The organism is Microvirga sp. GN3 (assembly GCF_055792825.1).
On the sequence record NZ_JBVVAK010000038.1, the window covers coordinates 20,197 to 43,657 of the forward strand.

The 23,461-nt window shown below is 63.8% G+C and carries 29 protein-coding genes and 1 pseudogene; 24 read left to right on the top strand and 6 right to left on the bottom strand.

Annotated features, from left to right (window positions below; translation table 11 throughout):
• Window positions 1–11: 11 nt before the first annotated feature.
• The 3 genes from mtaB to ACS5Q1_RS19070 form a co-directional block, all read right to left on the bottom strand.
• The gene (mtaB, locus tag ACS5Q1_RS19060) at window positions 12–1,265 is read right to left on the bottom strand and encodes a tRNA (N(6)-L-threonylcarbamoyladenosine(37)-C(2))-methylthiotransferase MtaB (protein WP_473099663.1); all 1,254 of its coding nucleotides are present in this window, start codon (window positions 1,263–1,265) and stop codon (window positions 12–14) included.
• Window positions 1,265–2,149, bottom strand: coding sequence for a diaminopimelate epimerase (dapF, locus tag ACS5Q1_RS19065; protein ID WP_473099664.1), 885 nt, complete (start codon window positions 2,147–2,149; stop codon window positions 1,265–1,267). The genes mtaB and dapF overlap by 1 nt, the downstream gene beginning before the upstream one ends.
• Window positions 2,150–2,216: 67 nt before the next feature.
• Entirely contained in the window at window positions 2,217–2,954 is a 738-nt protein-coding gene (locus ACS5Q1_RS19070; protein ID WP_473099665.1) for a sulfite exporter TauE/SafE family protein, read from the bottom strand.
• A 232-nt stretch (window positions 2,955–3,186) separates the two neighbouring features.
• On the opposite strand from ACS5Q1_RS19070, the gene ACS5Q1_RS19075 reads away from it, so the two are divergent.
• Both ACS5Q1_RS19075 and ACS5Q1_RS19080 read left to right on the top strand, forming a co-directional pair.
• Window positions 3,187–3,969: a GyrI-like domain-containing protein gene (locus tag ACS5Q1_RS19075; RefSeq protein ID WP_473099666.1), complete on the top strand. Its 783-nt coding sequence runs from the start codon at window positions 3,187–3,189 to the stop codon at window positions 3,967–3,969.
• The gene (locus ACS5Q1_RS19080; RefSeq protein WP_473099667.1) at window positions 3,966–4,640 is read left to right on the top strand and encodes an HAD family hydrolase; all 675 of its coding nucleotides are present in this window, start codon (window positions 3,966–3,968) and stop codon (window positions 4,638–4,640) included. The genes ACS5Q1_RS19075 and ACS5Q1_RS19080 overlap by 4 nt, the downstream gene beginning before the upstream one ends.
• Here ACS5Q1_RS19080 and ACS5Q1_RS19085 read toward each other — a convergent pair.
• A complete protein-coding gene (locus ACS5Q1_RS19085; RefSeq protein WP_473099668.1) occupies window positions 4,594–5,661 on the bottom strand; it encodes an MBL fold metallo-hydrolase in 1,068 nt (355 codons plus the stop codon). The two genes, ACS5Q1_RS19080 and ACS5Q1_RS19085, sit on opposite strands and share 47 nt — an antisense overlap.
• Before the next feature lie 367 nt (window positions 5,662–6,028).
• On the opposite strand from ACS5Q1_RS19085, the gene ACS5Q1_RS19090 reads away from it, so the two are divergent.
• From ACS5Q1_RS19090 to ACS5Q1_RS19125, 8 genes are all read left to right on the top strand, one after another.
• Window positions 6,029–6,244: an eL24 family ribosomal protein gene (locus ACS5Q1_RS19090; RefSeq protein ID WP_203441931.1), complete on the top strand. Its 216-nt coding sequence runs from the start codon at window positions 6,029–6,031 to the stop codon at window positions 6,242–6,244.
• 2 nt (window positions 6,245–6,246) lie between these two features.
• On the top strand, window positions 6,247–7,800 hold the full coding sequence (gene ffh, locus ACS5Q1_RS19095) for a signal recognition particle protein (RefSeq protein WP_473099669.1): 1,554 nt from the start codon (window positions 6,247–6,249) through the stop codon (window positions 7,798–7,800).
• Window positions 7,797–8,066 carry a hypothetical protein gene (locus tag ACS5Q1_RS19100; RefSeq protein ID WP_203441933.1) on the top strand — a complete coding sequence of 90 codons (270 nt, stop codon included), beginning with the start codon at window positions 7,797–7,799 and terminating at the stop codon, window positions 8,064–8,066. Before ffh ends, ACS5Q1_RS19100 begins: the two co-directional genes overlap by 4 nt.
• 9 nt (window positions 8,067–8,075) lie before the next feature.
• Window positions 8,076–8,435, top strand: coding sequence for a 30S ribosomal protein S16 (rpsP, locus tag ACS5Q1_RS19105; RefSeq protein WP_473099670.1), 360 nt, complete (start codon window positions 8,076–8,078; stop codon window positions 8,433–8,435).
• A gap of 134 nt (window positions 8,436–8,569) precedes the next feature.
• On the top strand, window positions 8,570–9,178 hold the full coding sequence (rimM, locus tag ACS5Q1_RS19110) for a ribosome maturation factor RimM (RefSeq protein WP_473099703.1): 609 nt from the start codon (window positions 8,570–8,572) through the stop codon (window positions 9,176–9,178).
• On the top strand, window positions 9,175–9,855 hold the full coding sequence (trmD, locus tag ACS5Q1_RS19115) for a tRNA (guanosine(37)-N1)-methyltransferase TrmD (RefSeq protein WP_473099671.1): 681 nt from the start codon (window positions 9,175–9,177) through the stop codon (window positions 9,853–9,855). The genes rimM and trmD overlap by 4 nt, the downstream gene beginning before the upstream one ends.
• Before the next feature lie 21 nt (window positions 9,856–9,876).
• Window positions 9,877–10,608 (top strand): class I SAM-dependent methyltransferase, encoded by a 732-nt coding sequence (locus tag ACS5Q1_RS19120; RefSeq protein ID WP_473099672.1) that lies wholly within the window; start codon window positions 9,877–9,879, stop codon window positions 10,606–10,608.
• Window positions 10,609–10,625: 17 nt separating this feature from the next.
• The gene (locus ACS5Q1_RS19125; RefSeq protein ID WP_473099673.1) at window positions 10,626–11,033 is read left to right on the top strand and encodes a VOC family protein; all 408 of its coding nucleotides are present in this window, start codon (window positions 10,626–10,628) and stop codon (window positions 11,031–11,033) included.
• Here the strand turns inward: ACS5Q1_RS19125 and ACS5Q1_RS19130 are convergent.
• Complete coding sequence (locus ACS5Q1_RS19130) at window positions 11,025–11,981, bottom strand: PLP-dependent cysteine synthase family protein (protein ID WP_473099674.1); 957 nt, start codon at window positions 11,979–11,981, stop codon at window positions 11,025–11,027. The genes ACS5Q1_RS19125 and ACS5Q1_RS19130 overlap by 9 nt on opposite strands.
• A 104-nt stretch (window positions 11,982–12,085) precedes the next feature.
• Here ACS5Q1_RS19130 and ACS5Q1_RS19135 point away from each other — a divergent pair, with 104 nt between their 5' ends.
• The 5 genes from ACS5Q1_RS19135 (at window position 12,086) to ACS5Q1_RS19155 (ending at window position 16,038) form a co-directional block, all read left to right on the top strand.
• On the top strand, window positions 12,086–12,757 hold the full coding sequence (locus ACS5Q1_RS19135; protein ID WP_473099675.1) for a winged helix-turn-helix transcriptional regulator: 672 nt from the start codon (window positions 12,086–12,088) through the stop codon (window positions 12,755–12,757).
• Between the two features lie 258 nt (window positions 12,758–13,015).
• Window positions 13,016–13,399 carry a 50S ribosomal protein L19 gene (gene rplS / locus ACS5Q1_RS19140; RefSeq protein WP_473099676.1) on the top strand — a complete coding sequence of 128 codons (384 nt, stop codon included), beginning with the start codon at window positions 13,016–13,018 and terminating at the stop codon, window positions 13,397–13,399.
• A 239-nt stretch (window positions 13,400–13,638) separates the two neighbouring features.
• Entirely contained in the window at window positions 13,639–15,042 is a 1,404-nt protein-coding gene (gene leuC, locus ACS5Q1_RS19145; RefSeq protein WP_203441942.1) for a 3-isopropylmalate dehydratase large subunit, read from the top strand.
• 14 nt (window positions 15,043–15,056) lie between these two features.
• Complete coding sequence (locus ACS5Q1_RS19150) at window positions 15,057–15,500, top strand: hypothetical protein (RefSeq protein WP_473099677.1); 444 nt, start codon at window positions 15,057–15,059, stop codon at window positions 15,498–15,500.
• 151 nt (window positions 15,501–15,651) lie between these two features.
• Window positions 15,652–16,038: a GFA family protein gene (locus ACS5Q1_RS19155; RefSeq protein ID WP_473099678.1), complete on the top strand. Its 387-nt coding sequence runs from the start codon at window positions 15,652–15,654 to the stop codon at window positions 16,036–16,038.
• Between the two features lie 221 nt (window positions 16,039–16,259).
• Here ACS5Q1_RS19155 and ACS5Q1_RS19160 read toward each other — a convergent pair whose 3' ends face one another.
• The gene (locus ACS5Q1_RS19160) at window positions 16,260–16,562 is read right to left on the bottom strand and encodes a hypothetical protein (protein WP_473099679.1); all 303 of its coding nucleotides are present in this window, start codon (window positions 16,560–16,562) and stop codon (window positions 16,260–16,262) included.
• A 124-nt stretch (window positions 16,563–16,686) separates the two neighbouring features.
• Between ACS5Q1_RS19160 and ACS5Q1_RS19165 the strand changes: the two genes are divergently transcribed.
• The 9 genes and pseudogenes from ACS5Q1_RS19165 to ACS5Q1_RS19205 all read left to right on the top strand — a co-directional run bounded on the left by ACS5Q1_RS19165 (window position 16,687) and on the right by ACS5Q1_RS19205 (window position 23,458).
• Window positions 16,687–16,953: a hypothetical protein gene (locus ACS5Q1_RS19165; RefSeq protein ID WP_473099680.1), complete on the top strand. Its 267-nt coding sequence runs from the start codon at window positions 16,687–16,689 to the stop codon at window positions 16,951–16,953.
• Between the two features lie 4 nt (window positions 16,954–16,957).
• Entirely contained in the window at window positions 16,958–17,365 is a 408-nt protein-coding gene (locus tag ACS5Q1_RS19170) for a metallopeptidase family protein (RefSeq protein ID WP_473099681.1), read from the top strand.
• A gap of 271 nt (window positions 17,366–17,636) precedes the next feature.
• Complete coding sequence (locus ACS5Q1_RS19175) at window positions 17,637–18,221, top strand: TetR/AcrR family transcriptional regulator (protein WP_473099682.1); 585 nt, start codon at window positions 17,637–17,639, stop codon at window positions 18,219–18,221.
• Between the two features lie 34 nt (window positions 18,222–18,255).
• A complete protein-coding gene (locus ACS5Q1_RS19180; protein ID WP_473099683.1) occupies window positions 18,256–18,540 on the top strand; it encodes a YciI family protein in 285 nt (94 codons plus the stop codon).
• 3 nt (window positions 18,541–18,543) lie between these two features.
• A pseudogene (locus ACS5Q1_RS19185) lies at window positions 18,544–18,624 on the top strand (metallopeptidase family protein); the annotation flags it as partial.
• Window positions 18,625–18,732: 108 nt separating this feature from the next.
• On the top strand, window positions 18,733–20,466 hold the full coding sequence (poxB, locus tag ACS5Q1_RS19190) for a ubiquinone-dependent pyruvate dehydrogenase (RefSeq protein ID WP_473099684.1): 1,734 nt from the start codon (window positions 18,733–18,735) through the stop codon (window positions 20,464–20,466).
• A gap of 110 nt (window positions 20,467–20,576) precedes the next feature.
• A complete protein-coding gene (leuD, locus tag ACS5Q1_RS19195) occupies window positions 20,577–21,179 on the top strand; it encodes a 3-isopropylmalate dehydratase small subunit (protein WP_203441950.1) in 603 nt (200 codons plus the stop codon).
• A gap of 169 nt (window positions 21,180–21,348) precedes the next feature.
• The gene (locus ACS5Q1_RS19200; protein WP_473099685.1) at window positions 21,349–22,539 is read left to right on the top strand and encodes a lytic murein transglycosylase; all 1,191 of its coding nucleotides are present in this window, start codon (window positions 21,349–21,351) and stop codon (window positions 22,537–22,539) included.
• 178 nt (window positions 22,540–22,717) lie between these two features.
• A complete protein-coding gene (locus tag ACS5Q1_RS19205) occupies window positions 22,718–23,458 on the top strand; it encodes a metallophosphoesterase family protein (RefSeq protein ID WP_473099686.1) in 741 nt (246 codons plus the stop codon).
• The last annotated feature ends 3 nt before the right edge of the window (window positions 23,459–23,461 follow it).

Below are 23,461 nucleotides of genomic sequence, written 5' to 3' on the forward strand. Positions count from 1 at the left end.
TGACGGTCATGTTACGCCGCCAGCAAATCCTTGCCGTCGTGCCCCGCGATGGTGGTCGGCACGATCTCGCCTGGCGTGACAGGCCTGTCGAAGCGAACCAGCGTAAAGCCTTCCGTGCGGCCGAGCCGGTTCGACTCGATCAGCACGTTGCGACGCGCACCGACCTCCTCACCGAGATGCTTCAACAACGCAGCCTCGCCCTTCTCGCGCAGGCGGCGGGCGCGATCCTTCACCACGTCGCGGGCGACCTGCGGCATGCGCGCGGCCGGGGTGCCGGGGCGGGGCGAGAAGGGGAAGACGTGGAGATGCGTCAGGCTGCATTCCTCGACGATGTCGAGGGAACGGGCGAACATCTCTTCCGTCTCGGTCGGAAAGCCCGCGATGATGTCGGCGCCGAAGACCATATCGGGGCGAAGTTTCTTCACCTGTTCGCAGAAGGCGATCGCGTCTTTCCGCAGATGGCGGCGCTTCATGCGCTTCAGCACCATGTCGTCGCCGGCCTGGAGCGAGAGATGCAGATGCGGCATCAGGCGGGACTCGTTGGCGATGACGTCGAGAAGGTCGTCGTCGGCCTCCACCGAGTCGATGGAAGAGATGCGCAGGCGCTCCAGCTCCGGCACGTGGCGCAAAAGGCTCTTCACCATCGTGCCGAGCTTCGGTTCGCCGGGCAGGTCCTTGCCGTAGCTGGTGATGTCGACGCCGGTGAGCACCACCTCGCGCGAGCCGTGCTCCACAAGGGTCCGCACCTGCTCCACCACCGCGCCCATGGGCACGGAGCGGGAATTGCCGCGGCCGTAGGGGATGATGCAGAAGGTGCAGCGGTGATCGCAGCCGTTCTGCACCTGCACGAAGGCGCGCGTGCGGCCGCGCATGCCGTCGATGAGATGTACGGCGGTTTCCTTCACCGCCATGATGTCGTTGACCAAAACCTTCTCGCTCGTGCCGATGCCAAAGTCGCGCATCCCGGCCCAGGTCTCGGCCTTCATCTTTTCGTGGTTGCCGACGACCTGCGACACTTCGGGCATGGCCGCGAAGGTCTCAGGCTCCACTTGCGCGGCGCAGCCGGTTACGACGATGCGGGCATTCGGCTTCTCGCGCGCGAGTTTGCGGATCGACTGGCGCGCCTGGCGCGTCGCCTCGCCGGTGACGGCGCAGGTGTTGACGATCACGACTTCGCCGAGGCCCGCTTCCTCCGCGTGGCGCTGCATCGCCTCCGACTCGTAGGTATTGAGCCGGCAGCCGAAGGTGACGACCTCGACCGCCATCACGCCACCTCGGTGAACAGGGCGGGGGAGAAGGTACCCTCGTGCTCCAGCTCGGTCGGGCCGGTCATGAGCACGTGGCCGTCGTTCTCGCGCCATTCGATGACGAGGTCGCCGCCGGGCAGCGTCACCACGGCCTTGCGGCCGGTCAGGCCCTTACGCGACGCCGCGACGAGAGTGGCGCAGGCGGCCGAGCCGCAGGCACGCGTGGCGCCAGCGCCGCGCTCCCAGACGCGCAGCACGATGTGGTCCGGGCTCGCAACCTGAGCGAACGAGATGTTGGCGCGCTCGGGAAGCGCCGGATCGTGCTCGAAGACCGGGCCGATGGCGGCGAGGTCATAGGCCCGCGCGTCCTCGACCCAGAAGATGACGTGAGGGTTGCCCATGCTGACCGCTGAAGGACCCTGAAGCTCGGGTGCCTCGGGGAGCCTGGTGTCGACCGCGATGGTGCGGGTATCCGGGTAGGGATCGCGCAGGGGAATCTCGCTCCAGGCGAGGCGCGGCGGGCCCATATCGACGGTAAACACCGTGTCCGAGACGCGTTCCACCGGCAGCAAACCGGCCTTGGTCTCGAGCACGAGATCGCCCTCGACCGGGCGGCTCATGGCCGGATCGGCCGTCATCGCCCAGGCGACGCAGCGGGTGCCGTTGCCGCAGGCGCCGGATTCCGAACCGTCCGTGTTGTAGATGCGCATGAAGGCGTCTGTGCCCGGCGTCACCGGATCGTGCAGCACCATGAGCTGGTCGAAGCGCGAGCGCGGATCGGCCGCGATGGCGCGCGCTTCCGCTGGGCTCACGTGATGGGCGGAGCCGCGCAGGTCGAGCACGGTGATCTCGTTGCCGAGACCGTTCATTTTCAGGAAGCGGCTGTTCGAAAGGGCACTCATGCGGGCGTATATGGCTTAAAATGCCGAAAATCGCGAGAGGGATCGCACTCGTCTGCGGCATTATCGTCTAAAAGGCCTGCACGATCCGGGGGATGCTGGTGGCGATGATGATCAGGCCGACCGCGACCATGAGGGGCCGGGTCGGCACGCGGCTCACCACGAAGCCGCCCAGGGGAGCCGCCAGGACGCCGCCGAGGATGAGGCCTGCGGCCGAGCTCAGCTCCGACCAGCCCAGGCTCAGGATGAAGGTGGCGGAAATCACCGAGGTGACGAGAAACTCGGTCAGGTTCGTGGAGCCGATCACCTGCCGGGGGGCGTGGCCGCGACCGATCAGGGAACTCGTGACGATGGGCCCCCATCCGCCACCGCCCATGGCATCGAGGACGCCGCCGCCGGCGCCGATCCAGGGCACCATCCAGTCCCGCACCGCGCGGGGCCAGAGCGGCCGGAACGCCTTGAAAACGATGTAGAGGCCGATTCCCATGAGATAGGCCGACACCACGGGCTGAATCGTCTTCGCGTCGATGTTGGAGAGAATGAAGGCCCCGATGGCGCCGCCGATCATGCCGGCCGGTGCGAGCCGGGCCACCAGATGCCAGTTCACGTTGCGATGGGCCACGTGGGAAGCGCCGGACGCGGCGGTGGTGAAGATCTCCGTCACATGGGTGACGGCGCTGGCGGTCGCCGGCGGTATGCCGAAGGCGAGAAGACTCGTGGTCGAGAGCACGCCGAACGCCATGCCGAGCGCCCCGTCGACGAGTTGGGCCCCGAAGCCGATCAACGCGAAAATCAGAAAATCTTCCATTCCTTGGGCGGCCTCAACGAGGGACAATGACGACTTGAGCATAGGCCAGAGACATGATGTTCCGAGAGGGCGTCAGGCACCCGGCCAGAGGATTTTTGTGCATCCCATGAATGGACGGCCTGCTGCAATCCGCCCTCCACAGAGGCGCACGGACGGCCTCGCCGCTGCAACAAATCCCCCCTATGGTGCTGCCCCATATCCCTTCGTGATTCGCGGGTGAGGCGTCTTTTTCATGCGGCTGCGCTCTACAGGTCTTCTACTCGTTCTCGCCCTCTGCTCGAGCGTGGCGCTTGCGCAGACGCCCCCAGTGGCCAATCCGCCGCCGGCCGCACCCAAGGCTCCGGCTTCATCTTCCGCTCCGGCAAGTCCGGTCACGCCTGCCGCGCCGCAGAGCACCCCGAGCCCGGCCCCGATACAGCCGCCCGCGGCCCCTCAGGCCCCGGCAACTGCGCAGCCGGCCCCAGCCGCTCCAGCTCCGGCACCGACCACATCCGCGCCTGCCCAACAAGCCGGGCGCACGACCCTGTTCCCGAACCCGAGCGATCCGACCGGCGTGGAAGAGGGCGTGCTGATGGCAAAGCCCACGGTGGTGCTCAAGGGCATCAGCACCTGGGACGATGCCTTCACCAATCTGAAAGAGGCCTTTGCCAAGATCGAGGGCGAGCTGAAGAAGGCCGGGATCGCGCCGACGGGCCGCCCGCTGACGATCTTCGTCGACACGGACGACAACGGCTTCAAATACGAGGCGATGGTGCCGATTGCCCAAGTGCCGGAGGGCAAGACCGAGCTCACACCCGAGATCAAGTTCGGCAAGACGCCGGAGGGCAAGTCCTTCCGCTTCGTGCATAAGGATGCCTATGACGAGATCGACGGCACCTACGAGACGATCACGGCCTATCTCGACATCAAGGAAATCGTCGCCAAGGACGCCTTCATCGAGGAATACGTGAGCGACTTCACGGATTCGCAGGACACCAATTTCGAGGTGAACATCTACGTTCAGCCGAAAGAATGATCGCCCTCTTCGATCTCGACGGGACCCTGACGGATCCGAAAACGGGCATCACCCGCTCGGTACAATATGCGCTCGAAAGGCTCGGCCGCCCCGTTCCGGAGGCAGATGCGCTGACCTGGATGATCGGGCCGCCGCTGATCGCAGGCTTCACGGAGCTTCTGGGCAGGGCCGAGGACGTTCAGGAGGCCGTGCGCCTCTACCGTGAGCGCTACAGCGATGTCGGCCTGTTCGAGAACGAGGTCTATGCCGGCATTCCGACCTTGCTCCAGAATCTGCAGGAGAAGGGCACCCGCCTCTATGTCGCGACGTCGAAGCTGCATGTCTTCGCGCGACGGATCCTCGACCATTTCGACCTGTCGCGCTTTTTCATCGAGATCTACGGCTCCGAGCTCGACAACCGAAATGCCGACAAGCGCGATCTCATCCGGCATATTCTCGAGCAGGAGCGCTTCGATCCCGCAGGCGCCGTCATGATCGGTGACCGGAAGCACGACGCCATCGGCGCCAAGGCGAACGGCATCACGTCCATTGGCGTGACCTGGGGCTATGGCTCCCGGCAGGAGCTGTCGGAGGCAGGCGCCGCCTGCCTCGTGGACGATCCACAGGGGCTGACGGCTCAGATTCTCACGCTGACGGCGGCGTCCACACCTCCCCGGGCCGCAACGCCCTGAACCTTTCCGCCGGAATCTCGGCCGCCTGGAGCGCTGCCGTCAGCTCCTGTGGCGGCTCGTCGACGCCCTCGTTGGTGAGCCGGAACGTGCCCCAATGGTGGCCGAGTGCCTGCTCCGCCTCGACGATGCGCAGCACTTTTACCGCATCCTCCGGGTTCATATGCTGCGGCTCCATGAACCAGCGCGGCTCATAGGCGCCGATGGGCAGATGAGCGAGGCGCAGGCGTCCGAAGCGCTCGCGCACCCGGTGAAAAATCTTGCCGTCGCCGAAGCCGGTATCGCCGATATGGTAGATCGTGCCCTGAGGCGTGGTGAGCACATAGGCACACCAGAGGGCCATGCGCCGGTCGTTGATGCCCCGCGCCGACCAGTGATTGGCGGGCTCGACATGGACCGTGACGCCGTTGCCGAGATCCACCGATCCGCCCCAGTCCCGCGTCTCGACCGGGATGTCCGGGAGTTCGGCCCGGATGACCGCATCGTTGCCGAGCGGCGCGATGAACTTGGGGCGATATCGCTGCCAGAGCCTCCCCAAGGTCTCGATGTCGAGATGATCGTAATGGTTATGCGTGATCAGCACCGCATGGATCGGCGGCAGATCCTCGAAGGCGATGCCGGGCGGATTGACCCGCTTGGGGCCGGCGAAGGAGACTGGACTCGCTCGCTCGACAAACACCGGATCGGTGAGAATGTTGAGCCCCGCCACCTGAATCAGGAACGAGGCATGGCCGATCAGCGCCGTGCGCAAGCCCTCCACCACGGCCGGAGGCTTGTCCCGGAACGGGCTCGGAAAGGTTTCAGGCCAGTCCTTGCGCCCGCCGCCGAGCTGCCAGCGGGCAAGCTCCAGAAACCCCTTGTCCTGCGGCTGGCTCGGCGAGAAGAACCGCACGCCGTCGAAATGATCGCTGATCGGACCTTCGTAATAGCGGTTGGTCGCCCGGGCGGCCGTCATCCAGCCGAGAGCGCCGGTGGCAGCGAGGACGGGAAGGCCGAGGGCCTTGAGGAGGGTGCGGCGGTTCATTGAGGTACTGTCTGTGGTGAAGCTTTAAGCGTGGGGATGCTGAGACTGATAAGCAAGAGCACGCAGCGTCATCCCGGACAGCGCAGCTGATCCGGGATCGTAAGGCAAGTATGGCGCGTGTACCGCAAACGATCCCGGATCTTCGCTGCGCTTCGTCCGGGATGACAGCTTGGGGAGGCCTTAAGACATCGCATCTTCGGCCTTTTCCTTGACTCTGCTGCCTTTTCCCCTTACGTGCTGACCGCAAATCTGTAGAGCGAGCCCTTTTGAGCCGCCGACCAGCCCGAGAGGCTGGAGGTCAACGTCCGACAGCGCGATGCGCCCTCGGGCGCGCTTTTATTTGGTCTCGCGTCAGGAATGGTGACGGATGTCGGACGACACATTGCGCATCGAGGACGCGGTCAACGAGACCTGCCCGTGGTCGGGAAAGCCGATCGCGGCGGATTCGCTCACCCTCTATCGCGGCGAGGTCGTCGGGTTCTGCAATCCCGGCTGCCGCGACAAGTTCAAGGCGGCGATCGACCACTTTGAAAAGGCCCTTGCCAAGAGCGATGTACCTCTCATCGCAAAAGGAATTGAGTGATCATGTTCGAAGGCCTTTCCGACAAGCTTTCCAATATCCTGAACGGGCTGACGCGCCGCGGCGCGCTCACCGAGGAGGATGTCAACGCGGCCCTGCGTGAGGTCCGCCGCGCTCTGCTCGAGGCTGACGTGGCGCTTGAGGTCGTGCGCTCCTTCACGGACAAGGTGCGTTCCCGCGCCGTCGGCGCCGAGGTGGTCAAGTCGGTCTCCCCCGGCCAGCAGGTGGTCAAGATCGTCCACGACCAGCTCGTCGAGATGCTGGGCTCGGACGCGGAGGTGATCAGCCTCAATGCGGTTCCGCCCGTCGGCATCCTCATGGTCGGTCTCCAGGGTTCGGGTAAGACGACCACCACGGCCAAGATCGCCAAGCGCCTGACGGACCGCGAGAACCGCCGCGTGCTCATGGCCTCCCTCGATACCCGCAGACCGGCCGCGATGGAGCAGCTCGCGGTGCTCGGCAAGCAGGTCGGTGTCGACACGCTGCCCATCGTCGCCGGCCAGTCGGCGGTGCAGATCGCCCGCCGCGCCATGGAAGCCGCGCGTCTCGGCGGCTACGACGTGGTGATGCTCGACACCGCCGGCCGCGTGACCGTGGACGAGGCGCTGATGGTCGAGGCGGCCGATGTGCGCGCCGCCACCAATCCGCACGAGGTGCTGCTCGTCGCCGATGCGCTCACCGGCCAGGATGCGGTCAACACCGCGCGCGCCTTCGATCAGCGCCTCGGCGTCACCGGCATCGTGCTGACGCGAATGGACGGCGATGCCCGCGGCGGCGGCGCGCTCTCGATGCGCGCTGTGACGGGCAAGCCGATCAAGCTCATCGGTACGGGCGAAAAGGTCGATGCGCTGGAGGAGTTCCACCCGAGCCGCGTCGCCAACCGCATCCTCGGCATGGGCGACATCGTCTCGCTCGTCGAGAAGGCAGCGGAGAATTTCGACCAGGCGCAGGCCCAGCGCATGGCCGAGAAGATGCGCAAGGGCAAGTTCGATCTCGAAGACCTGCGCGATCAGCTGAGCCAGATGGAAAAGCTCGGCGGCCTCGGCGGTCTGATGGGCATGCTGCCGGGCGTCGCCAAGATGAAGGCGCAGCTCGAGAACGCCAATCTCGACGACAAGATCATCAAGCGCCAGCGCGCCATCATCGATTCCATGACGCCCTCCGAACGCCGCAACCCGGATATCCTGAAGGCCTCGCGCAAGAAGCGCATTGCGGCGGGCTCCGGCGCGAAGGTCGAGGAGATCAACAAGCTGCTGAAAATGCACCGCCAGATGGCCGACGTCATGAAGATGATGGGCGGCGGCAAGGGCAAGGGCATGGCCGGCGCGCTCGGAAAGATGTTCGGCATCGGTGGTGGCGGTGGCATGCCCCAGCCGACGCCGGAGCAGATCGAGGCACTGCAGAAGCAGATGGGCGGCAAGCTGCCCGACTTCCCTGGCGGCGCCGGCGGCCTTCCGCCCATGCCGAAGGGTGTGCCGGGCCTGCCCGGCCTGGGTGGCGGCAAGATCCCGGGGCTCCCGGGAATCGGCGGCTTCCCGTTTGGAGGCAAGAAGAAGTGAGTTTTGAAATGACAGCTGCTGAGCTTCTTCAGCGCGCTCATGCGCTGTCAAGGAGATTGGAGAATGCGGGAATCTGGAATGAGATCCGCTTCTTCCGTGAGGACGGGCTCACCGTTCTCGCACGCGTTCCCGGTGAATACTGGGAGATTGATCTGCTCGAGGACGGTGCAACCGATGTGGAAGTGTTCCGAACCGCGGGTGACTTGGAGGACGAGTCCTCTATCGAACGCCTGATCAGCGAATTTGGTGAAAAGCCTAAACATTAGGAGCTAAAAATGTCCCTGAAGATCCGTCTCACCCGTGGTGGTGCGAAGAAGCGTCCCTATTACCGCATCGTCGTTGCCGATTCGCGCTCCCCGCGCGATGGCCGCTTCATCGAGAAGGTCGGCACCTACGACCCGATGAAGGCCAAGGACGATGCCGGCCGCGTCGTTCTCGACAACGAGAAGATCCAGGCCTGGCTCGCCAAGGGCGCCCAGCCGACCGACCGCGTCCTGCGCTTCCTCGACGCCGCCGGCCTCCTGAAGCGTTCGCCGCGCAACAATCCGCAGAAGGCCGTCCCGGGCAAGAAGGCCCAGGAGCGCGCTGCCGAGAAGGCCGCTGCGGCTGCCGCCGGCGAAGGCGAGGCTGCGTAAGCATCCCAATGAAGCGGGGGCGTTCGAATATGCGTGGCTCCAACCCTCTCCCCGAAGCGGGAGAGGGTGCCTCTCGCGTCAGCGAGAGGCGGGAGAGGGGCCGCGCTCAATCGAAGAACGCCCCCTCTCCCGGCTTGCTCCGCTCGCCACCCTCCCCCGCGGAGGGGGGAGGGCGAGTCGTGCAGCCACAAGACGATCTCGTCCTCGTCGGCGAGTTCGGCCGCGCCCATGGCCTGAAAGGCGAGGTGCGGCTGAAATCCCATACCGGCGATCCGCAGGCGATTGCCGATTACAAGCCGCTGATCGCATCCAACGGCAAAACCTATTCTCTCAAGAACGTGCGGCCTGCTCCCGGCGGGGCGCTCGATCTACTCATCGCAATCGTCGACGGCGTTACCACGCGCGAAGCCTCTGAGGCGCTCAACCGCGTTGAGCTTTATGTCGCGCGCGACAAGCTTCCGCCGCCCGACGAGGATGACGAATTCCTGCTCGCCGACCTGATCGGCCTTTCCGTTCAGACCGAAGCGGGCGAGATCGTCGGCAAAGTGGTCGACGTGCCCAATTACGGCGGTGGCGATCTGTTGGAAATCGCGCCCACGCAAAAAGGCCCGACGGCGTTCCTGCCCTTCACCAAGGCCTTCGTGCCGACTGTGGATATAGCGGGCAAGCGCGTCATCGCATCGCCACCGGACGATCTGTTCGAACAGGCGAAACCTGCACCCGAGCCTGAGGACGAGGCGTGAGCTTTTCCACCACCATCCTCACCCTTTATCCCGATATGTTTCCAGGCCCGCTCGGCATGTCGCTCTCGGGCGATGCGCTCGCGCGCGGCGTGTGGTCGCTCACGGCGAAGAACATCCGCGACCATGGCCTCGGCCGTCACCGCACGGTGGACGATACGCCGGCCGGCGGTGGTCCCGGCATGGTGATCCGCTGCGACGTACTGGCCGCAGCCATCGACGCCAATGTGCCGGCGGACGATCCGCGCCCGAAGCTTCTCATGAGTCCGCGCGGCAAGCCGCTGACGCAATCGCGTGTGCGTGAACTCGCGGCCGGTCCGGGCGTCGTCATCGTCTGCGGTCGGTTCGAGGGCGTGGACGAGCGCGTGATCGAGGCGCGCGGCTTGGAGGAAGTCTCCATCGGCGATTACGTGCTCTCCGGCGGCGAGATGGCGGCGATGATCGTGCTCGATGCCTGCGTGCGGCTTCTGCCCGGCGTCATGGGCAAGGAAGCCTCCGGTACCGAGGAGAGTTTCGAGTCGAACCGCCTCGAATATCCGCATTACACGCGTCCCCGCGAATGGGAGGGGCGGCCCATTCCCGATGTGCTTCTCTCCGGCAACCATGCCATGATCGAGCGCTGGCGCCGCGCGGAATCGGAGCGGATCACGCGCGAGCGGCGGCCAGATCTTTTGGAGTGAAGGCCAATCCGGGAGTCGCACATGACAACGCAGAACATCTACGACGATCCTGGATTCTTCGAAAACTACAGCCGCCTTCCGCGTTCGCAAGACGGCTTGTCCGCTGCCCCGGAATGGCCCTCGCTGCGGGCTCTTGTTCCTGATCTCAGCGGCCGCAGGATCGTCGATCTCGGATGCGGTTATGGCTGGTTCTGCCGCTGGGCGCGCGAGCATGGCGCGCAGCGCGTGCTCGGCCTCGATGTCTCTGAGCGCATGCTGGCACGGGCGGCAGAGATGACGTCCGATCCCGGCATCACCTATCGCCGCGCCGATCTCGAACAGCTCGATCTCGGCGCCGAGACATTCGACTTCGCCTATAGCTCGCTCGCGCTGCATTACATCAAAAATCTCTCCGGTCTCCTGACCGAACTGCACCGTGCTCTTACTCCTGGCTCAAAATTCGTCTTTTCGGTCGAGCACCCGATCTTCACGGCGCCGACGAAAGCTGGCTGGTCCCTCGGCCCGGACGGCCGCAAGACATGGCCGCTCGATTCCTATCAGAAGGAAGGTCTGCGTCGGACGAATTGGCTCACTGACGGCGTGATCAAGCGGCACCGCACGCTCGGAACCAACCTCAACCTGCTCATTCGCGCCGGCTTCACGATCGCGCATGTGGAGGAATGGGCGCCGAGCGATGTGCAGACCGCCGCTCACCCCGAATGGGCGGAAGAGCGCGAACGTCCGATGTTCCTGCTCATCGCAGTCCAGCGTTGAACAAAGGAGACATATCGATGGTGCAGGGTTTCGAGCATGTGGGCATGACCAGCAGCGATCTCGACAAGACTATCGCGTTCTATTGCGGACTGTTGGGACTGAAGGAAGTCTTGGTCAAGCGCACGGGCGAGGGCGGGCGCATCGCGTTTCTCGAAATCGGCGGCGTGATGCTCGAAATCGTCGAGCCGGCTGCCGGCGCGAAAACGCCGGCGTGCGAGGTTCCGATCACCGAGGCCGGAATCCGCCACATCACGTTTCGTGTCGACGATGTCGAGGCGGTCTACGACACGCTTCGCGCCGCCGGTGTGGACTTCACCATTGCGCCGCGTCAGGCGGTGAATGCGGAGCTCATCCGCAAGGTCGCCTTCTGCAAGGATCCCGACGGCATCGTCGTTGAATTCCTGGAGCGTCAGCCCTCATCCTGAAGCGGCATTCGCTCCGAGCCTCGCTCCAAACGTTTTCAGATATTTCATGCCCGTATCGCACATCACCGTGACGATGGTTGCATCCGGTCCCAGTCGTTCGGCCAGACGCAGGGCCGCGATCACGTTGGCGCCGGTGGACGTGCCGGCAAACAAACCTTCCTCGCGTGCGAGCCTGAACGCCATCGCCATGGCCTCTTCCGTCGAGACACGCTCGATCCCATCGGCGATGGTCTGCTGCCAGAGCGGCACAACGTAGCCTGCGCCGATCCCGTCGATCTTGTGCGCGCCCGAAGGGCCGCCGGAGAGCACGGCGGATTCCGCAGGCTCGACGGTAACAATCCTGATCGTGTCATGATGGCGCCGCAGGCCCTCTGCGATTCCCCGTAAGGAAGCTGCCGTTCCGACGCTCTGGACGAAACCGTCGATGCGGCCCTTCGTCTGCTGCCAGATCTCGTCGGCCATCCGGTGATAGGCCGCGATCTGGTCCCGGTTCTTCATCTGGTCGGTCCAGAACGAGCCTTTCGCCTCCGCGATGATGCGGGCTTCTTCGATCATGTCCTTGGTCAGCTTCTCGGTCATGCGGCCGCTGTCGCTTTTCACGATATGCAGCGTCGCGCCGAGGAGCCGCATGTGATCGAGCTTCTCTTGTGCGAAGGCGTCGGAAGTGACGATGTCGAGCGGGTAGCCCTTCACGGCGCAGACGAGCGACAGGGAAACGCCGGTGCTGCCGCCGGTATATTCGACCACGGTGCCACCCAGCCTGAGCCGCCCATCCGCCTCCGCCGCCTCGATCATGGCGAGCGCCATCCGGTCCTTCATGCTGCCGGTAGGATTCTCGTTCTCCAATTTCAGCAGGATGCGGGCGCCATTGGCGGGACGGATGTTGCGCAGGCCGATGAGAGACGTGTTGCCGATACGGTCGAGAATGGTGTGGGGCTGTGCGGTCATGAGCTTTGTCCAAAAACGTCCGCCCTCATAGGCCGAGGTGAACCGCGTGTCAGGTCCGGAATCCGGACTTCTCCAAGCTTCCTTGCCATGGTAGCGCTTCATCCATGGCAGATTACGGTCAGTTCTGTTCCGTGGCCCGCGCCCACGAGGCCATCGGCGGGCGCTGGACGCTTCTCGTGGTGCGCGAATTGCTATGCGGCGGCCGGCGCTTCAACGACATCCGCCGCGGCATCCCGCGCATCTCCCGCACCATGCTTTCCGAGCGCCTGCAGGAATTGGTGCATGTCGGAGCCGTAACACGCATCGAAGGCGAGCACGGCCCGGAATACGCGCTGACGGAAGCAGGCCGGGAGCTGATGGGCATCGTCGGTGCCCTCGGCACCTGGGGTCAGCGCTGGTTGCCGCGGAGTGCTGAGGATGAGGATCTCGATCTTGAGCCTGTGCTCGTCGATATGCAGCGGCGCGTCCGCACCGATGCTCTGCCGCCCGAGCCCATCGTCCTCCGCTTCGAAATCGAAGGACAGCGCCAGCCCCGCTTCCTGCTCATGAAGGAGGCCGAGGTCTCGCTCTGCACGCAGAACCCGGGCTTTCCCGAGCCGCTCTGCGTTCGGACCCGCCTCCCGGCATTGGTGGCTTGGTGGCGGGGCGATGTGAGCTTTGCCGAGGCGCAGCGGATGGGGCTCGTGGTGGAGGGGCCAAGAGCTTTGGCGCGGGCGTTTCCGGACTGGTTCGAGCGGTATCTGTTCGCGGAGGTCACTCCAGCAGATCGGAAATGAGACTTGGAAGCTCAGGTTTCCCATTTCGTCATGGCTGGGCTTGTCCCGGCCATCCACGTCTTTAGAACCGCAGCGCTGCAAAGGCGTGGATCCCCGGGACAAGCCCGGGGATGACGCAGAGGGTGGGAGGGCAGCCAGCTTACAGGCTCGACAATCCTCCCAATCTCCTGTATAGGCGCGACCTCAACTTAAAACAGGACGCCGAAATCCCGCGGGTTTTGAGATCGCTCAAGGCCACGCAACGGCAGGAGTATTACGATGAACCTCATTCAGCAGCTCGAGCAGGAGCAGATTGCCAAGCTCGCCAAGACCATTCCCGTCTTCCAGCCCGGCGATACCGTGATCGTCAACGTGAAGGTGAAGGAAGGCGAGCGTACCCGCGTTCAGGCCTATGAGGGCGTCTGCATCGCCCGCTCGGGTGCCGGCCTTCACGAGAGCTTCACGGTCCGCAAGATCTCCTACGGCGAAGGTGTCGAGCGCGTGTTCCCGCTCTACTCGCCGTTGGTCGAGTCCATCAAGGTCGTGCGCCGCGGCGCCGTCCGTCGCGCCAAGCTGTACTACCTGCGCGACCGTCGCGGTAAGTCGGCCCGTATCGCCGAGCGCGCCGAGAAGAAGACCGAGACCCCGGCTGCGGCCGAGTAAGGCTCTCGTCTCAATCTTCAGAATTGCAAAGGCGCGGCTGAAACCGCGCCTTTTTGCTAGTGAAGCACGTAGTGAAGCACGCTTGGCGGCAAGCAATCGCGACAAAAATATAATTGCGCGATACCCTTTGTCTGCTATGCGATCGTTTCAAGGCGGTGTGCGCTCAGGACATCTTCCCGTTCGGACGTGAGGCCGCTAAACACGCCAGACCACCATTTTTCGACCGTTGGAAGAGACACATGGCTAAGCCCCGCACCCTCTATGACAAGATCTGGGACGACCACGTCGTCGATCAGCAGGATGACGGGACGTGCCTTCTCTACATTGATCGCCACCTCGTCCATGAGGTGACCAGCCCGCAGGCCTTCGAAGGCCTGCGCGTCGCCGGGCGCCAGGTGCGCCAGCCGCACAAGACTCTGGCCGTGGTCGATCACAACGTGCCGACCTCCGACCGCTCGCACGGCATCGAGGATCCGGAATCGGCCACTCAAGTTGCGACGCTCGCCCAGAACGCCAAGGATTTCGGCGTCGAGTATTATGACGAGCTCGACACCCGCCAGGGCATCGTCCATGTGGTGGGCCCGGAGCAGGGCTTCACGCTGCCCGGCATGACCATCGTCTGCGGCGACAGCCACACCTCGACCCATGGCGCCTTCGGCTCGCTCGCCCATGGCATCGGCACGTCGGAGGTCGAGCACGTGCTCGCTACCCAGACGCTGATCCAGAAGAAGGCCAAGAACATGCGCGTGACCGTGGACGGGCAGCTGCCCGCCGGCGTCACCGCGAAGGACATCATCCTCGCCATCATCGGCGAGATCGGCACCGCCGGCGGCACCGGCCACGTGATCGAATATGCGGGCGAGGCCATCCGGTCGCTGTCGATGGAAGGCCGCATGACGATCTGCAACATGTCGATCGAGGGCGGTGCCCGCGCCGGCATGGTGGCTCCCGACGAGAAGACCTATGCCTATCTGAAAGGCCGTCCCAAGGCGCCGCAGGGCGAGGCCTGGGAAGCAGCCGTACGCTACTGGGATAGCTTGCGTACGGATGAGGGCGCCTTCTTCGACACCGAGATCCGGCTCGATGCCGCGAACCTGCCGCCCATCGTCACCTGGGGCACCTCGCCTGAGGATGTGGTCTCGATTGCCGGTGTGGTGCCGAACCCGGACGACATCCAGGACGAGAACAAGCGCCGTTCCAAGTGGCGCGCTCTGGAATATATGGGCCTCACGCCCGGCACGAAGATCACCGACATCACGCTTGACCGCGTCTTCATCGGCTCCTGCACCAATGGCCGCATCGAGGATCTGCGCGAAGTGGCGAAGGTGGTCGAAGGCAAGCGCGTTGCCGAGAGCGTCAACGCCATGATCGTGCCCGGCTCCGGTATCGTGAAGATGCAGGCCGAGGCGGAAGGTCTCGACAAGATCTTCAAGGCCGCCGGCTTCGACTGGCGCGAGCCCGGCTGCTCCATGTGCCTCGCCATGAACGCCGACCGCCTCGCGCCCCATGAGCGCTGCGCCTCCACCTCGAACCGCAACTTCGAGGGTCGCCAGGGCTTCAAGGGCCGCACGCACCTCGTCTCGCCAGCCATGGCGGCAGCAGCGGCCATCGCGGGTCGGTTCGTGGACATCCGCTCATTTTGATATAGTATCCGGCCATGACATACCGTTCATGGCCGATCTTCTCCCTGGCGGTCGCCCTTCTGCTGGCGGCGGCTCATCCTGCTCTTGCGCAGAAGCGGGACGATGCCGCTGCCCGGAAGCATTCCTGGGAATGCACCAAGAAACAAAGCGAGTTCGAAAGAACGCTCGGCATGCTGCGGCAATATCCGGATGCCGAGCTTCGATTTTTTCTCGCGAACGAGTCGGGCGCAAAGCCTGATTTTCCTGTCTGCTACAACCGGCGTGAGCGGCTGAAACGAGACATTGAGATTGCTCAATGGAGACAGACGAACTTTCCGGAATGTCGTGCCGTGTTCAACGAACGCGAAGCCAAATTAGACAAAGACGCAAAAGAACGCGGTAGACCGAGAAAATCGATCAAAGAGCGAATTGCAGAATACAACGCCTCCTGCTCGCAAACGATGGCGGGCACGCTCTGAAGAACATGGCGAAAAGGCCATGCTCGCATTCGATGGCATATGAGCCAAGGTACGATTGTCTCGGCACATCGCATCCTGGGTAGAGCGTCGTGGACGCCCGACGGGGTTCGTTTTAGCCATCCCGACCGCTTGATTTCGGAGGAGACGCAATATGGACCGATTCACCGGCGGCTGCCTGTGCGGCAAAGTCCGGATCGTGGCGTCGGGACGCCCATACCGGGTCGGCCTTTGTCACTGTCTCGATTGCCGCAAGCATCATGGGGCCCTTTTTCACGCTTCCGCAGTGTTCCCTCAGGATGCGGTGACGATCGACGGCGAAACACGCGACTACGCCGGGCGGTTTTTCTGTCCATGCTGCGGCTCGTCCGTTTTCTCACGCACCGCGGACGAAATCGAAGTGAACCTGGGATCCCTGGATGCCCCCGACCAACTGAGGCCAACCTACGAACTCTGGACCATCCGTCGCGAGTCCTGGTTGCCGCTGTTTCCGCTCACGAGACGATACGACCGCGACGCCAAAGGTCGCTTTGAGGAGTAGGTCGCACGAACGGCGCGAAGGCGACGTGACGAGGTGACAGAGATGTATGCCTTGATCGACACCTCGAACCAGATGCTCGAGGACAAGTGCCTTCGACATAGAAGGCGAAATCCGCGCCACCGTCCGGGCCGGCCAGACGTCATGCAGCGTCAATGAAACTATGGGAAAAGGCCGTGACCCGCTGAGGTCACGGCCTTTTCCAAGACAAAAGCCTCGATGGCTCAGTCCACATAGGCCCGCCGGCCGGCATAGACGCGACGGCATTCCTCGACCGGACGGCGTACCACCACGCCATTGGGACGGACCCGCTCGCGGATCACGGTCCGGCAGACCGTCCGCGACCGGACCGGGCGCACCACGCGCCGCTCGACGATGCGCTCGCGATAGCGCGGAGCGTAATGCCGCTCCTGCGTCACGCGAACGCCCGAGGGACCGACCCGCACATCCACCCCCTGTGCCGAAGCCGCACCGGCGCCGAGAACCACCAGCCCGGCCGCAGCCAGGATACTCAACATCCTACGCATCGTTACCTCGTTAACGCTTGAACTATCCAGGGCTGTTAACGGCGGAGAGCCGGAGGCGTTCCGTTGCGAAGGCGCGATCCAAGCGCCATGGTAAAGCAAGCGTGAATGTTTGGAGGAGGGATCCATGAGTGACCGGGACCGGGAAGCCCGTGAGGCGCGCGAAGCGCTGGAGCGGGTCCAGCGGGATTCGGAGACCCTCGGTTCGTCGGCGCTTGCCCGCATGGGACAGCGCGCGGGAGACCATTTCGGCGCCAAGGACGCTATCGGGGCGGCCGAGGGCGGCGGCACTGATCCGATCGAGCTCTGGGGCCGCCGCATTGGCCGCGCCCTATCGCTCATCGGCGTCGTCATCCTCGCCATATGGCTTCTGATCCAGTTGAGAATCCTCTGACACCATGACGAGTTTAGCCGATCTCCAGGCTCCCTCCCTCGCCGATCTCGAAACCCTGGCCCGGGACGCCTATGCCCGCCTGCCGGAGGAGTTCCGCCGTCTCTGCGAGGGCGTGGTGATCCGGGTCGAGGACTTTCCCGACGATGAGACGATGCGCGAGATGGAGTGCGAAACGCCCTTCGACCTGCTCGGCCTCTTCCGCGGCATCGGCCTCGCCCAAGGCGGTGGGATGATGCACACAGGCCAGTTCCCCAACATGGTCTGGCTCTACCGTCGCCCGATCCTCGATTACTGGGCCGAGCACGAGGAGAGTCTCGGCGGCATCGTCACCCATGTGCTGGTCCACGAGATCGGTCACCATTTCGGCCTCTCCGACGATGACATGGAGGCGATTGAAGCTGCGGCGGGATGAGGGCCGCACGATAAGAGCAGAATTCATGATGGAGGGGCACGTCGGTCGGCGGGCAGGCAACAGATGCTATTCCGGATGCGTCGGCTAAGCGGCTGCCAGCATCTTGTCTCGACCGAATTCTGCTCCCACCCCTGGGTCGCAGATCTCGCGATTTGAGTAGAGTTCTCAAAGTCGACATTGCGCCATTCAGGCTATCGTTGACATTCTAGGACGATTGACCTATGCCCTCTCTAGGACAAATGCCCTAGGGCGCTGGCAAGGGAAAAATCGCATGGGAGCGACTGATACCCGCCGACAGATCGTAGAAGCGGCGGACCGGCTCTTTTATGAGCATGGTTTCGAGGCGACGTCCTTTGCCGATATCGCCAAGGCGGTCGGGCTCTCGCGCGGAAATTTCTATTACCATTTCAAGACGAAGGATGAGATTCTCGGCGCAGTCATCGCGCTACGCATGGCAAATACCGAAGCCATGCTCGATGCATGGGAAGAGAGCGCATCTACCCCTGCCGAACGCATCCGCAGTTTCATTCACATCCTCATTATGAATCGCGCGAAGATCATGGCCTATGGTTGCCCTGTCGGCACGCTCTGCAACGAACTCGCCAAGCTCCACCACTTCACCAAGGACGATGCTGCTGAACTCTTCACCGTTTTCCGCAATTGGCTCGCAGGCCAATTCGCAGCCCTTGGCCGTGAGGCTGACGCTGATACGCTCGCCCTGCACATCCTGATGCGAAGCCAGGGGGTCGCTACCCTCGCCACGGCATTCCGTGACGAAGCCTTCATCCGCCGCGAGGTGGAAGACATGGATGCATGGCTCGAGGCGCAACACCTTGAGCGATCATCTCTTCAATAGCCCGCTTGACCCCAACCCTCTTTATGGAGCTCCTATGTTCATCGTCACGCTTCGATTTGCCAACAAGGCAAAAGCCCCGCAGCTCATGGACGGGCATAATGCTTGGATCAAACGCGGCTTCGAAGAAGAAGTTTTCCTCCTAACCGGGAGCCTCCAGTCGAATATGGGAGGAGCGATACTTGCCCACAACACATCGCGCATCGATCTCGAAGCGCGTGTTCAGGAGGATCCGTTCGTCACAGAAGGCGTGGTCAGTGCTGATATTCTCGAAATCGCACCAGGCCGCGTCGACGACCGCTTGGCCTTTCTGAAGGTGTGACCAAACGTGCTAGTCCACGGCATCGGCCACCACTTTGGCCTCTCCGATGAAGACATGGCGGTCATCGAGGCAGCGGTGGGATAAGCCTTGTAGGCTACCATCGGCCTGAGGCTGCGCCACATAGCTCCTGCCCGACGACAAACCGGCTCGCCGCCCGGCGGCCGCATTCCGTCCTTATTCAGGAGAGGATTCATGGCACAGACTGTGGCCGAACAATTCATCGAGATCCTGGCCGCTGCGGGCGTCAAACGCGTTTACGGAATTGTCGGTGACAGCCTCAACGGTCTGACCGACGCCATTCGCCGCCAGGGCGGGATCGAATGGATCCCTGTCCGGCATGAGGAGGTCGCAGCCTTCGCGGCCGGCGCCGAGGCGCATCTGACGGGCGAACTCGCCGTCTGCGCGGGAAGCTGCGGACCGGGCAACCTGCATCTCATCAATGGTCTGTTCGACTGCCATCGCTCGCGCGTGCCGGTGCTCGCCATCGCGGCCCATATCCCGTCCGCCGAGATCGGCAGCGGCTATTTTCAGGAGACGCATCCGGAAAATCTCTTCCGCGAATGCAGCCATTATTGCGAACTCGTCTCTGCTCCCAGCCAGATGCCGCGCACCCTCGAGGTCGCCATCCGCGAGGCATGGGCCAAGCGCGGTGTGTCGGTGCTGGTGCTGCCCGGCGACGTTGCCCTGCAGACGGCCGCTGCGCCATCGACCAAGCTCGACGGGCTGCTGCCGCAGGCTCCCGTCATTACGCCCGCGCCGGACGATCTCGACCGTCTCGCGACTCTGCTCAACGACGCTAAGCGCATCACGATCCTGTGCGGCTCGGGCTGCGCCGGGGCTCGTGACGAGCTGATGGCCCTAGGCGAGCGCCTGCAGGCGCCCATGGTGCATGCCATGCGCGGCAAGGAGCATGTGGCATGGGACAATCCCTACGATGTCGGCATGACCGGACTGATCGGCTTCTCGTCCGGCTACTACGCCATGTGCGATTGCGATGTCCTGCTGATGCTCGGCACCGATTTCCCCTACCGCCAGTTCTATCCGGACGGTGCCGACACGCGCATCGCGCAGGTCGATATCCGCGGTGAGCAGATCGGCCGCCGCGTTGCGGTCGATATCGGCGTGGTGGGCGATGTTCGCGCGACCTTAGCGGCCCTGCTGCCGCTTCTCGATCCGAAGAGCGATGGCAAGCACCTCGCTAAAGCGCGGGAGCATTATGCCAAGGCGCGCCAGGCACTGGACGATCTCGCCGTCGGAAAGTCCGGCAAGCGGCCGATCCATCCGCAGCAGGTTGCCAAGGCAATCAGCGATCAGGCGGCCGATGACGCTGTGTTCACCTGTGATGTCGGCCTGCCGACGGTCTGGGCGGCGCGCTATCTCGCAATGAACGGCAAGCGGCAGCTTCTCGGGTCGTTTTGGCATGGCTCGATGGCCAATGCGATGGCGCAGGGGATCGGCGCGCAGGCCGCTTTTCCCGGCAGGCAGGTGATCTCGCTTTCGGGCGACGGCGGCTTCACCATGCTGCTGGGCGATCTCCTCACCCTGGCGCAGCAGCGCCTGCCCCTGAAGATCGTGGTGTTCAACAACGGCACTCTGGGTTTCGTCGAGCTCGAGCAGAAATCCACCGGCTTTCTCGATTTCGGCACGGAGCTTCAGAACCCGAACTTCGCAACCATGGCCGGAGCCATCGGTATTCGTGGGATCAGGCTCGAGGACCCGGCCGAGGTGGAGGAGGGGATCGCCGCCGCCCTGGCCCATGGCGGGCCAGTCCTGGTCGATGCGGTGGTGAACCGCACGGAGGTCGCCATGCCGCCGTCTATCACCCTCGACATGGCGAAAGGCTTCACCCTCTACATGGTCAAGGCTGTGCTCAGCGGCCGCGCCGACAAGGTCTATGACCTCGCCAAGACGAATCTCTGGCGCTGAGGGCCAGTGCCTATCCCGCCGCGACCATCGTTGGCCTAGCGGTCATCAAAAGCCTTTGATATGAGGCACCTGACAGCGGCTCGATGGCCGCCCGAAGGGATGTGAGGACCATGGACAAGTTCACCGTGCTGGAAAGCGTCGCGGCGCCGCTGCGGATCATCAATATCGACACCGATATGATCATCCCCAAGCAGTACCTGAAGACGATCAAGCGCACGGGGCTCGGCACGGGCCTCTTTTCCGAGATGCGCTATCGTGAGGACGGTTCGGAGAACCCGGATTTCGTGCTCAACCAGCCGGCCTACCGCAAGGCCAATATCCTGGTAGCGGGCGACAATTTCGGCTGCGGCTCGTCCCGCGAGCACGCCCCCTGGGCGCTGCTCGATTTCGGCATCCGCTGCGTGATCTCCACCAGCTTCGCTGACATCTTCTACAACAACTGCTTCCAGAACGGCATTCTGCCGATCAAGGTAAGCCCCGAGGACCTGGAAAAGCTCTTCGACGATGCGGAGCGCGGCGCCAATGCCACGCTCACAATCGATCTGGAAAAGCAGGAAATCCGCGGTCCCGACGGCGGCTCGGTCACCTTCGATATCGACCCGTTCAAGAAGCATTGCCTGCTCAACGGCCTCGACGGCATCGGCCTCACCATGGAAAAGGCGCCTGCCATCGACGCCTTCGAGAAGAAGCTCTCCGAGCGCGCCTGGGCTTAACCTCTTCGCCTATTATCCGTCATGGTCGGGCTTGTCCCGGCCATCCACGCCTTAGAACTGCAGCATCTAAAAGGCGTGGATCCCGGAACAAGCCCGGGGATGACAGGGACAGAACGGATTCCAGTCCCGTTTTCACAAGATTAACCAAATTCCCTGCAATGTGCCGGGCATGAACACCATTCTTGCCCCCACTCTTCTCGTTCTCGCAAGCCTTGCTGCTGCCGCGCCGGCTATGGCTCAGGCCAATTTCGGCTCGTGCCTCGCCTCTTTACGCAGTCAGGCTTCTGCCAAGGGCATTTCCGGCCAGGCTTTCGATGTCGCGACCCGCGGCGTCACGCCGGATCTGACGATCCTCGATCTTATGAACAACCAGCCCGAGTTCAAGACGCCGATCTGGGATTATCTCTCGGCGCTCGTCGACGAGGAGCGGGTGCAGGACGGCCGCACCGCCATGCGCCAATGGGGCCAGGCGCTCGCCTCGGCCGAATCGCGCTTCGGCGTCGACCGCCATGCGATCGCCGGCGTCTGGGGCGTGGAATCAAATTTCGGCAAGGATATCGGCGGCCGGCCGCTGATCCAGTCGCTGTCGACGCTCGTCTGCTACGCGCCGCGCCGCAACGAGTATTTCAAGGGCGAGCTGATGGCGACGCTCAAGATCGTGCAGGACGGGGACATCAACCCGGCGAACTTGCGCGGTTCCTGGGCCGGCGCCTTCGGCCATACCCAGTTCATGCCCTCGACCTTTCAGCGGCTTGCCGTCGACGGCGACGGGGATGGGCGCCGCGATATCATGAACTCCGTGCCGGATGCGGTGCATTCGACCGCCAATTTCCTCAAAAAAGCCGGCTGGGTGAACGGCCTGCCCTGGGGCTACGAGGTGCGCCTGCCGGAAAGCTTCAATGCCGGCCTTGCCGGGCGCAAGAACAAGAAGCCGCTTGCCACCTGGGCCGCCATGGGTGTGCGTCGCGTCGACGGACGTCCGCTCGCGGGCAATTACGCCGCCGGCATCATCATTCCGGCCGGCATCAACGGCCCGGCCTTCCTCGTCACCAAGAATTTCGACGCGGTCTATTCCTACAATGCGGCCGAATCCTACGGGCTCGCCATCGCGCTGCTCGGCGACCGGCTGAAGGGCCTGCCCGGCATCCAGACCGCCTGGCCCACCGACGATCCGCCGCTCTCGCGCGCCCAGCGCCGAGAGCTGCAGCAGCTGCTCACCGCCCGCGGCTACGACGTGGGCGAGCCGGACGGCAAGATCGGCGCCAAGACTCGCGAGGCCATCAAGGACGTGGAGCGCCGCATCGGCCTTGAACCGCGGGGCCGTCCGGGCGGCAAGGTGCTGGAAGCGCTGCGAGGGTAAGCTCGCGCGCCTCCCGCAGCCCCATCAGCTAGAGCATCGGACCCAAAAGTGGATTTGCACTTTTGGGATCGATCCGATGCTTCTTTCCTTGACTAGCGCATCGTGCGGAAAACCGGATCCACTTTTCCGCACGATGCGCTAGTTGCAGTGGCAGTGAGTTTGGAGTTGTACTGATTCCATGCTCATCGCCATTCTCACCGACATCCACGGCAACCGCGAGGCTCTGTCGGCCTGCCTCGCCCACGCGCGTCTGCTTCATGTCGATCGTCTGATTTTTCTCGGCGACTATGTCGGCTACGGCGCCGATCCGGCCTGGGTGGTCGATACGGTCAGGGGACTCGTGGACAAGGGCGCCGTGACGCTTCTCGGCAATCACGATGCGGCCATCGACGGCTCCGACGAGGATATGAACAGCGTGGCTCGGGAAGCGATCCGCTGGACACGCAATCAGCTCGGGATGGAGCAGCGGCGTTTCCTGGCCGGCCTTCCCCTCATTCATGAGGAGGGGAGCGTCCTTTACGTTCACGCCAACGGCTATGCCCCGCGCAACTGGGACTACATGGCGGGTCCCATGGAGGCGATCCGGCATTTCAGCCGGGTGGACGCGCATATCACCTTCTGCGGGCATGTCCATGTGCCGATGCTTTACCACATGAGCACCACCGCCAAGGTCGGCACCTTCTCGCCGGTGGCGAACAATGACATCCCGCTTCTGCCGACCCGCACGTGGCTCGCGGTGATCGGCGCCGTCGGGCAGCCGCGCGACGGAGTGGCGGCGGCGAATTACGCGGTCTTCGACACCGCCCGTCAGACCCTGCGCTATCTGCGCGTGCCCTACGATACGGCTACCGCCGCCCGCAAGGTGCGCGAGGCGGGTCTGCCGGAAAAGCTGGCGCTTCGCCTCGAACAGGGCCGCTGATTC

Bases quoted from the DNA above. Each gene is read 5' to 3' on its own strand.
- mtaB (WP_473099663.1), bottom strand. From the start codon at position 1,265: ATGGCGGTCGAGGTCGTCACCTTCGGCTGCCGGCTCAATACCTACGAG.
- dapF (WP_473099664.1), bottom strand. From the start codon at position 2,149: ATGAGTGCCCTTTCGAACAGCCGCTTCCTGAAAATGAACGGTCTCGGC.
- ACS5Q1_RS19070 (WP_473099665.1), bottom strand. From the start codon at position 2,954: ATGGAAGATTTTCTGATTTTCGCGTTGATCGGCTTCGGGGCCCAACTC.
- ACS5Q1_RS19075 (WP_473099666.1), top strand. From the start codon at position 3,187: ATGCGGCTGCGCTCTACAGGTCTTCTACTCGTTCTCGCCCTCTGCTCG.
- ACS5Q1_RS19080 (WP_473099667.1), top strand. From the start codon at position 3,966: ATGATCGCCCTCTTCGATCTCGACGGGACCCTGACGGATCCGAAAACG.
- ACS5Q1_RS19085 (WP_473099668.1), bottom strand. From the start codon at position 5,661: ATGAACCGCCGCACCCTCCTCAAGGCCCTCGGCCTTCCCGTCCTCGCT.
- ACS5Q1_RS19090 (WP_203441931.1), top strand. From the start codon at position 6,029: ATGTCGGACGACACATTGCGCATCGAGGACGCGGTCAACGAGACCTGC.
- ffh (WP_473099669.1), top strand. From the start codon at position 6,247: ATGTTCGAAGGCCTTTCCGACAAGCTTTCCAATATCCTGAACGGGCTG.
- rpsP (WP_473099670.1), top strand. From the start codon at position 8,076: ATGTCCCTGAAGATCCGTCTCACCCGTGGTGGTGCGAAGAAGCGTCCC.
- ACS5Q1_RS19120 (WP_473099672.1), top strand. From the start codon at position 9,877: ATGACAACGCAGAACATCTACGACGATCCTGGATTCTTCGAAAACTAC.
- ACS5Q1_RS19125 (WP_473099673.1), top strand. From the start codon at position 10,626: ATGGTGCAGGGTTTCGAGCATGTGGGCATGACCAGCAGCGATCTCGAC.
- ACS5Q1_RS19130 (WP_473099674.1), bottom strand. From the start codon at position 11,981: ATGACCGCACAGCCCCACACCATTCTCGACCGTATCGGCAACACGTCT.
- ACS5Q1_RS19135 (WP_473099675.1), top strand. From the start codon at position 12,086: ATGGCAGATTACGGTCAGTTCTGTTCCGTGGCCCGCGCCCACGAGGCC.
- rplS (WP_473099676.1), top strand. From the start codon at position 13,016: ATGAACCTCATTCAGCAGCTCGAGCAGGAGCAGATTGCCAAGCTCGCC.
- leuC (WP_203441942.1), top strand. From the start codon at position 13,639: ATGGCTAAGCCCCGCACCCTCTATGACAAGATCTGGGACGACCACGTC.
- ACS5Q1_RS19150 (WP_473099677.1), top strand. From the start codon at position 15,057: ATGACATACCGTTCATGGCCGATCTTCTCCCTGGCGGTCGCCCTTCTG.
- ACS5Q1_RS19155 (WP_473099678.1), top strand. From the start codon at position 15,652: ATGGACCGATTCACCGGCGGCTGCCTGTGCGGCAAAGTCCGGATCGTG.
- ACS5Q1_RS19160 (WP_473099679.1), bottom strand. From the start codon at position 16,562: ATGCGTAGGATGTTGAGTATCCTGGCTGCGGCCGGGCTGGTGGTTCTC.
- ACS5Q1_RS19165 (WP_473099680.1), top strand. From the start codon at position 16,687: ATGAGTGACCGGGACCGGGAAGCCCGTGAGGCGCGCGAAGCGCTGGAG.
- ACS5Q1_RS19170 (WP_473099681.1), top strand. From the start codon at position 16,958: ATGACGAGTTTAGCCGATCTCCAGGCTCCCTCCCTCGCCGATCTCGAA.
- ACS5Q1_RS19175 (WP_473099682.1), top strand. From the start codon at position 17,637: ATGGGAGCGACTGATACCCGCCGACAGATCGTAGAAGCGGCGGACCGG.
- ACS5Q1_RS19180 (WP_473099683.1), top strand. From the start codon at position 18,256: ATGTTCATCGTCACGCTTCGATTTGCCAACAAGGCAAAAGCCCCGCAG.
- poxB (WP_473099684.1), top strand. From the start codon at position 18,733: ATGGCACAGACTGTGGCCGAACAATTCATCGAGATCCTGGCCGCTGCG.
- leuD (WP_203441950.1), top strand. From the start codon at position 20,577: ATGGACAAGTTCACCGTGCTGGAAAGCGTCGCGGCGCCGCTGCGGATC.
- ACS5Q1_RS19200 (WP_473099685.1), top strand. From the start codon at position 21,349: ATGAACACCATTCTTGCCCCCACTCTTCTCGTTCTCGCAAGCCTTGCT.
- ACS5Q1_RS19205 (WP_473099686.1), top strand. From the start codon at position 22,718: ATGCTCATCGCCATTCTCACCGACATCCACGGCAACCGCGAGGCTCTG.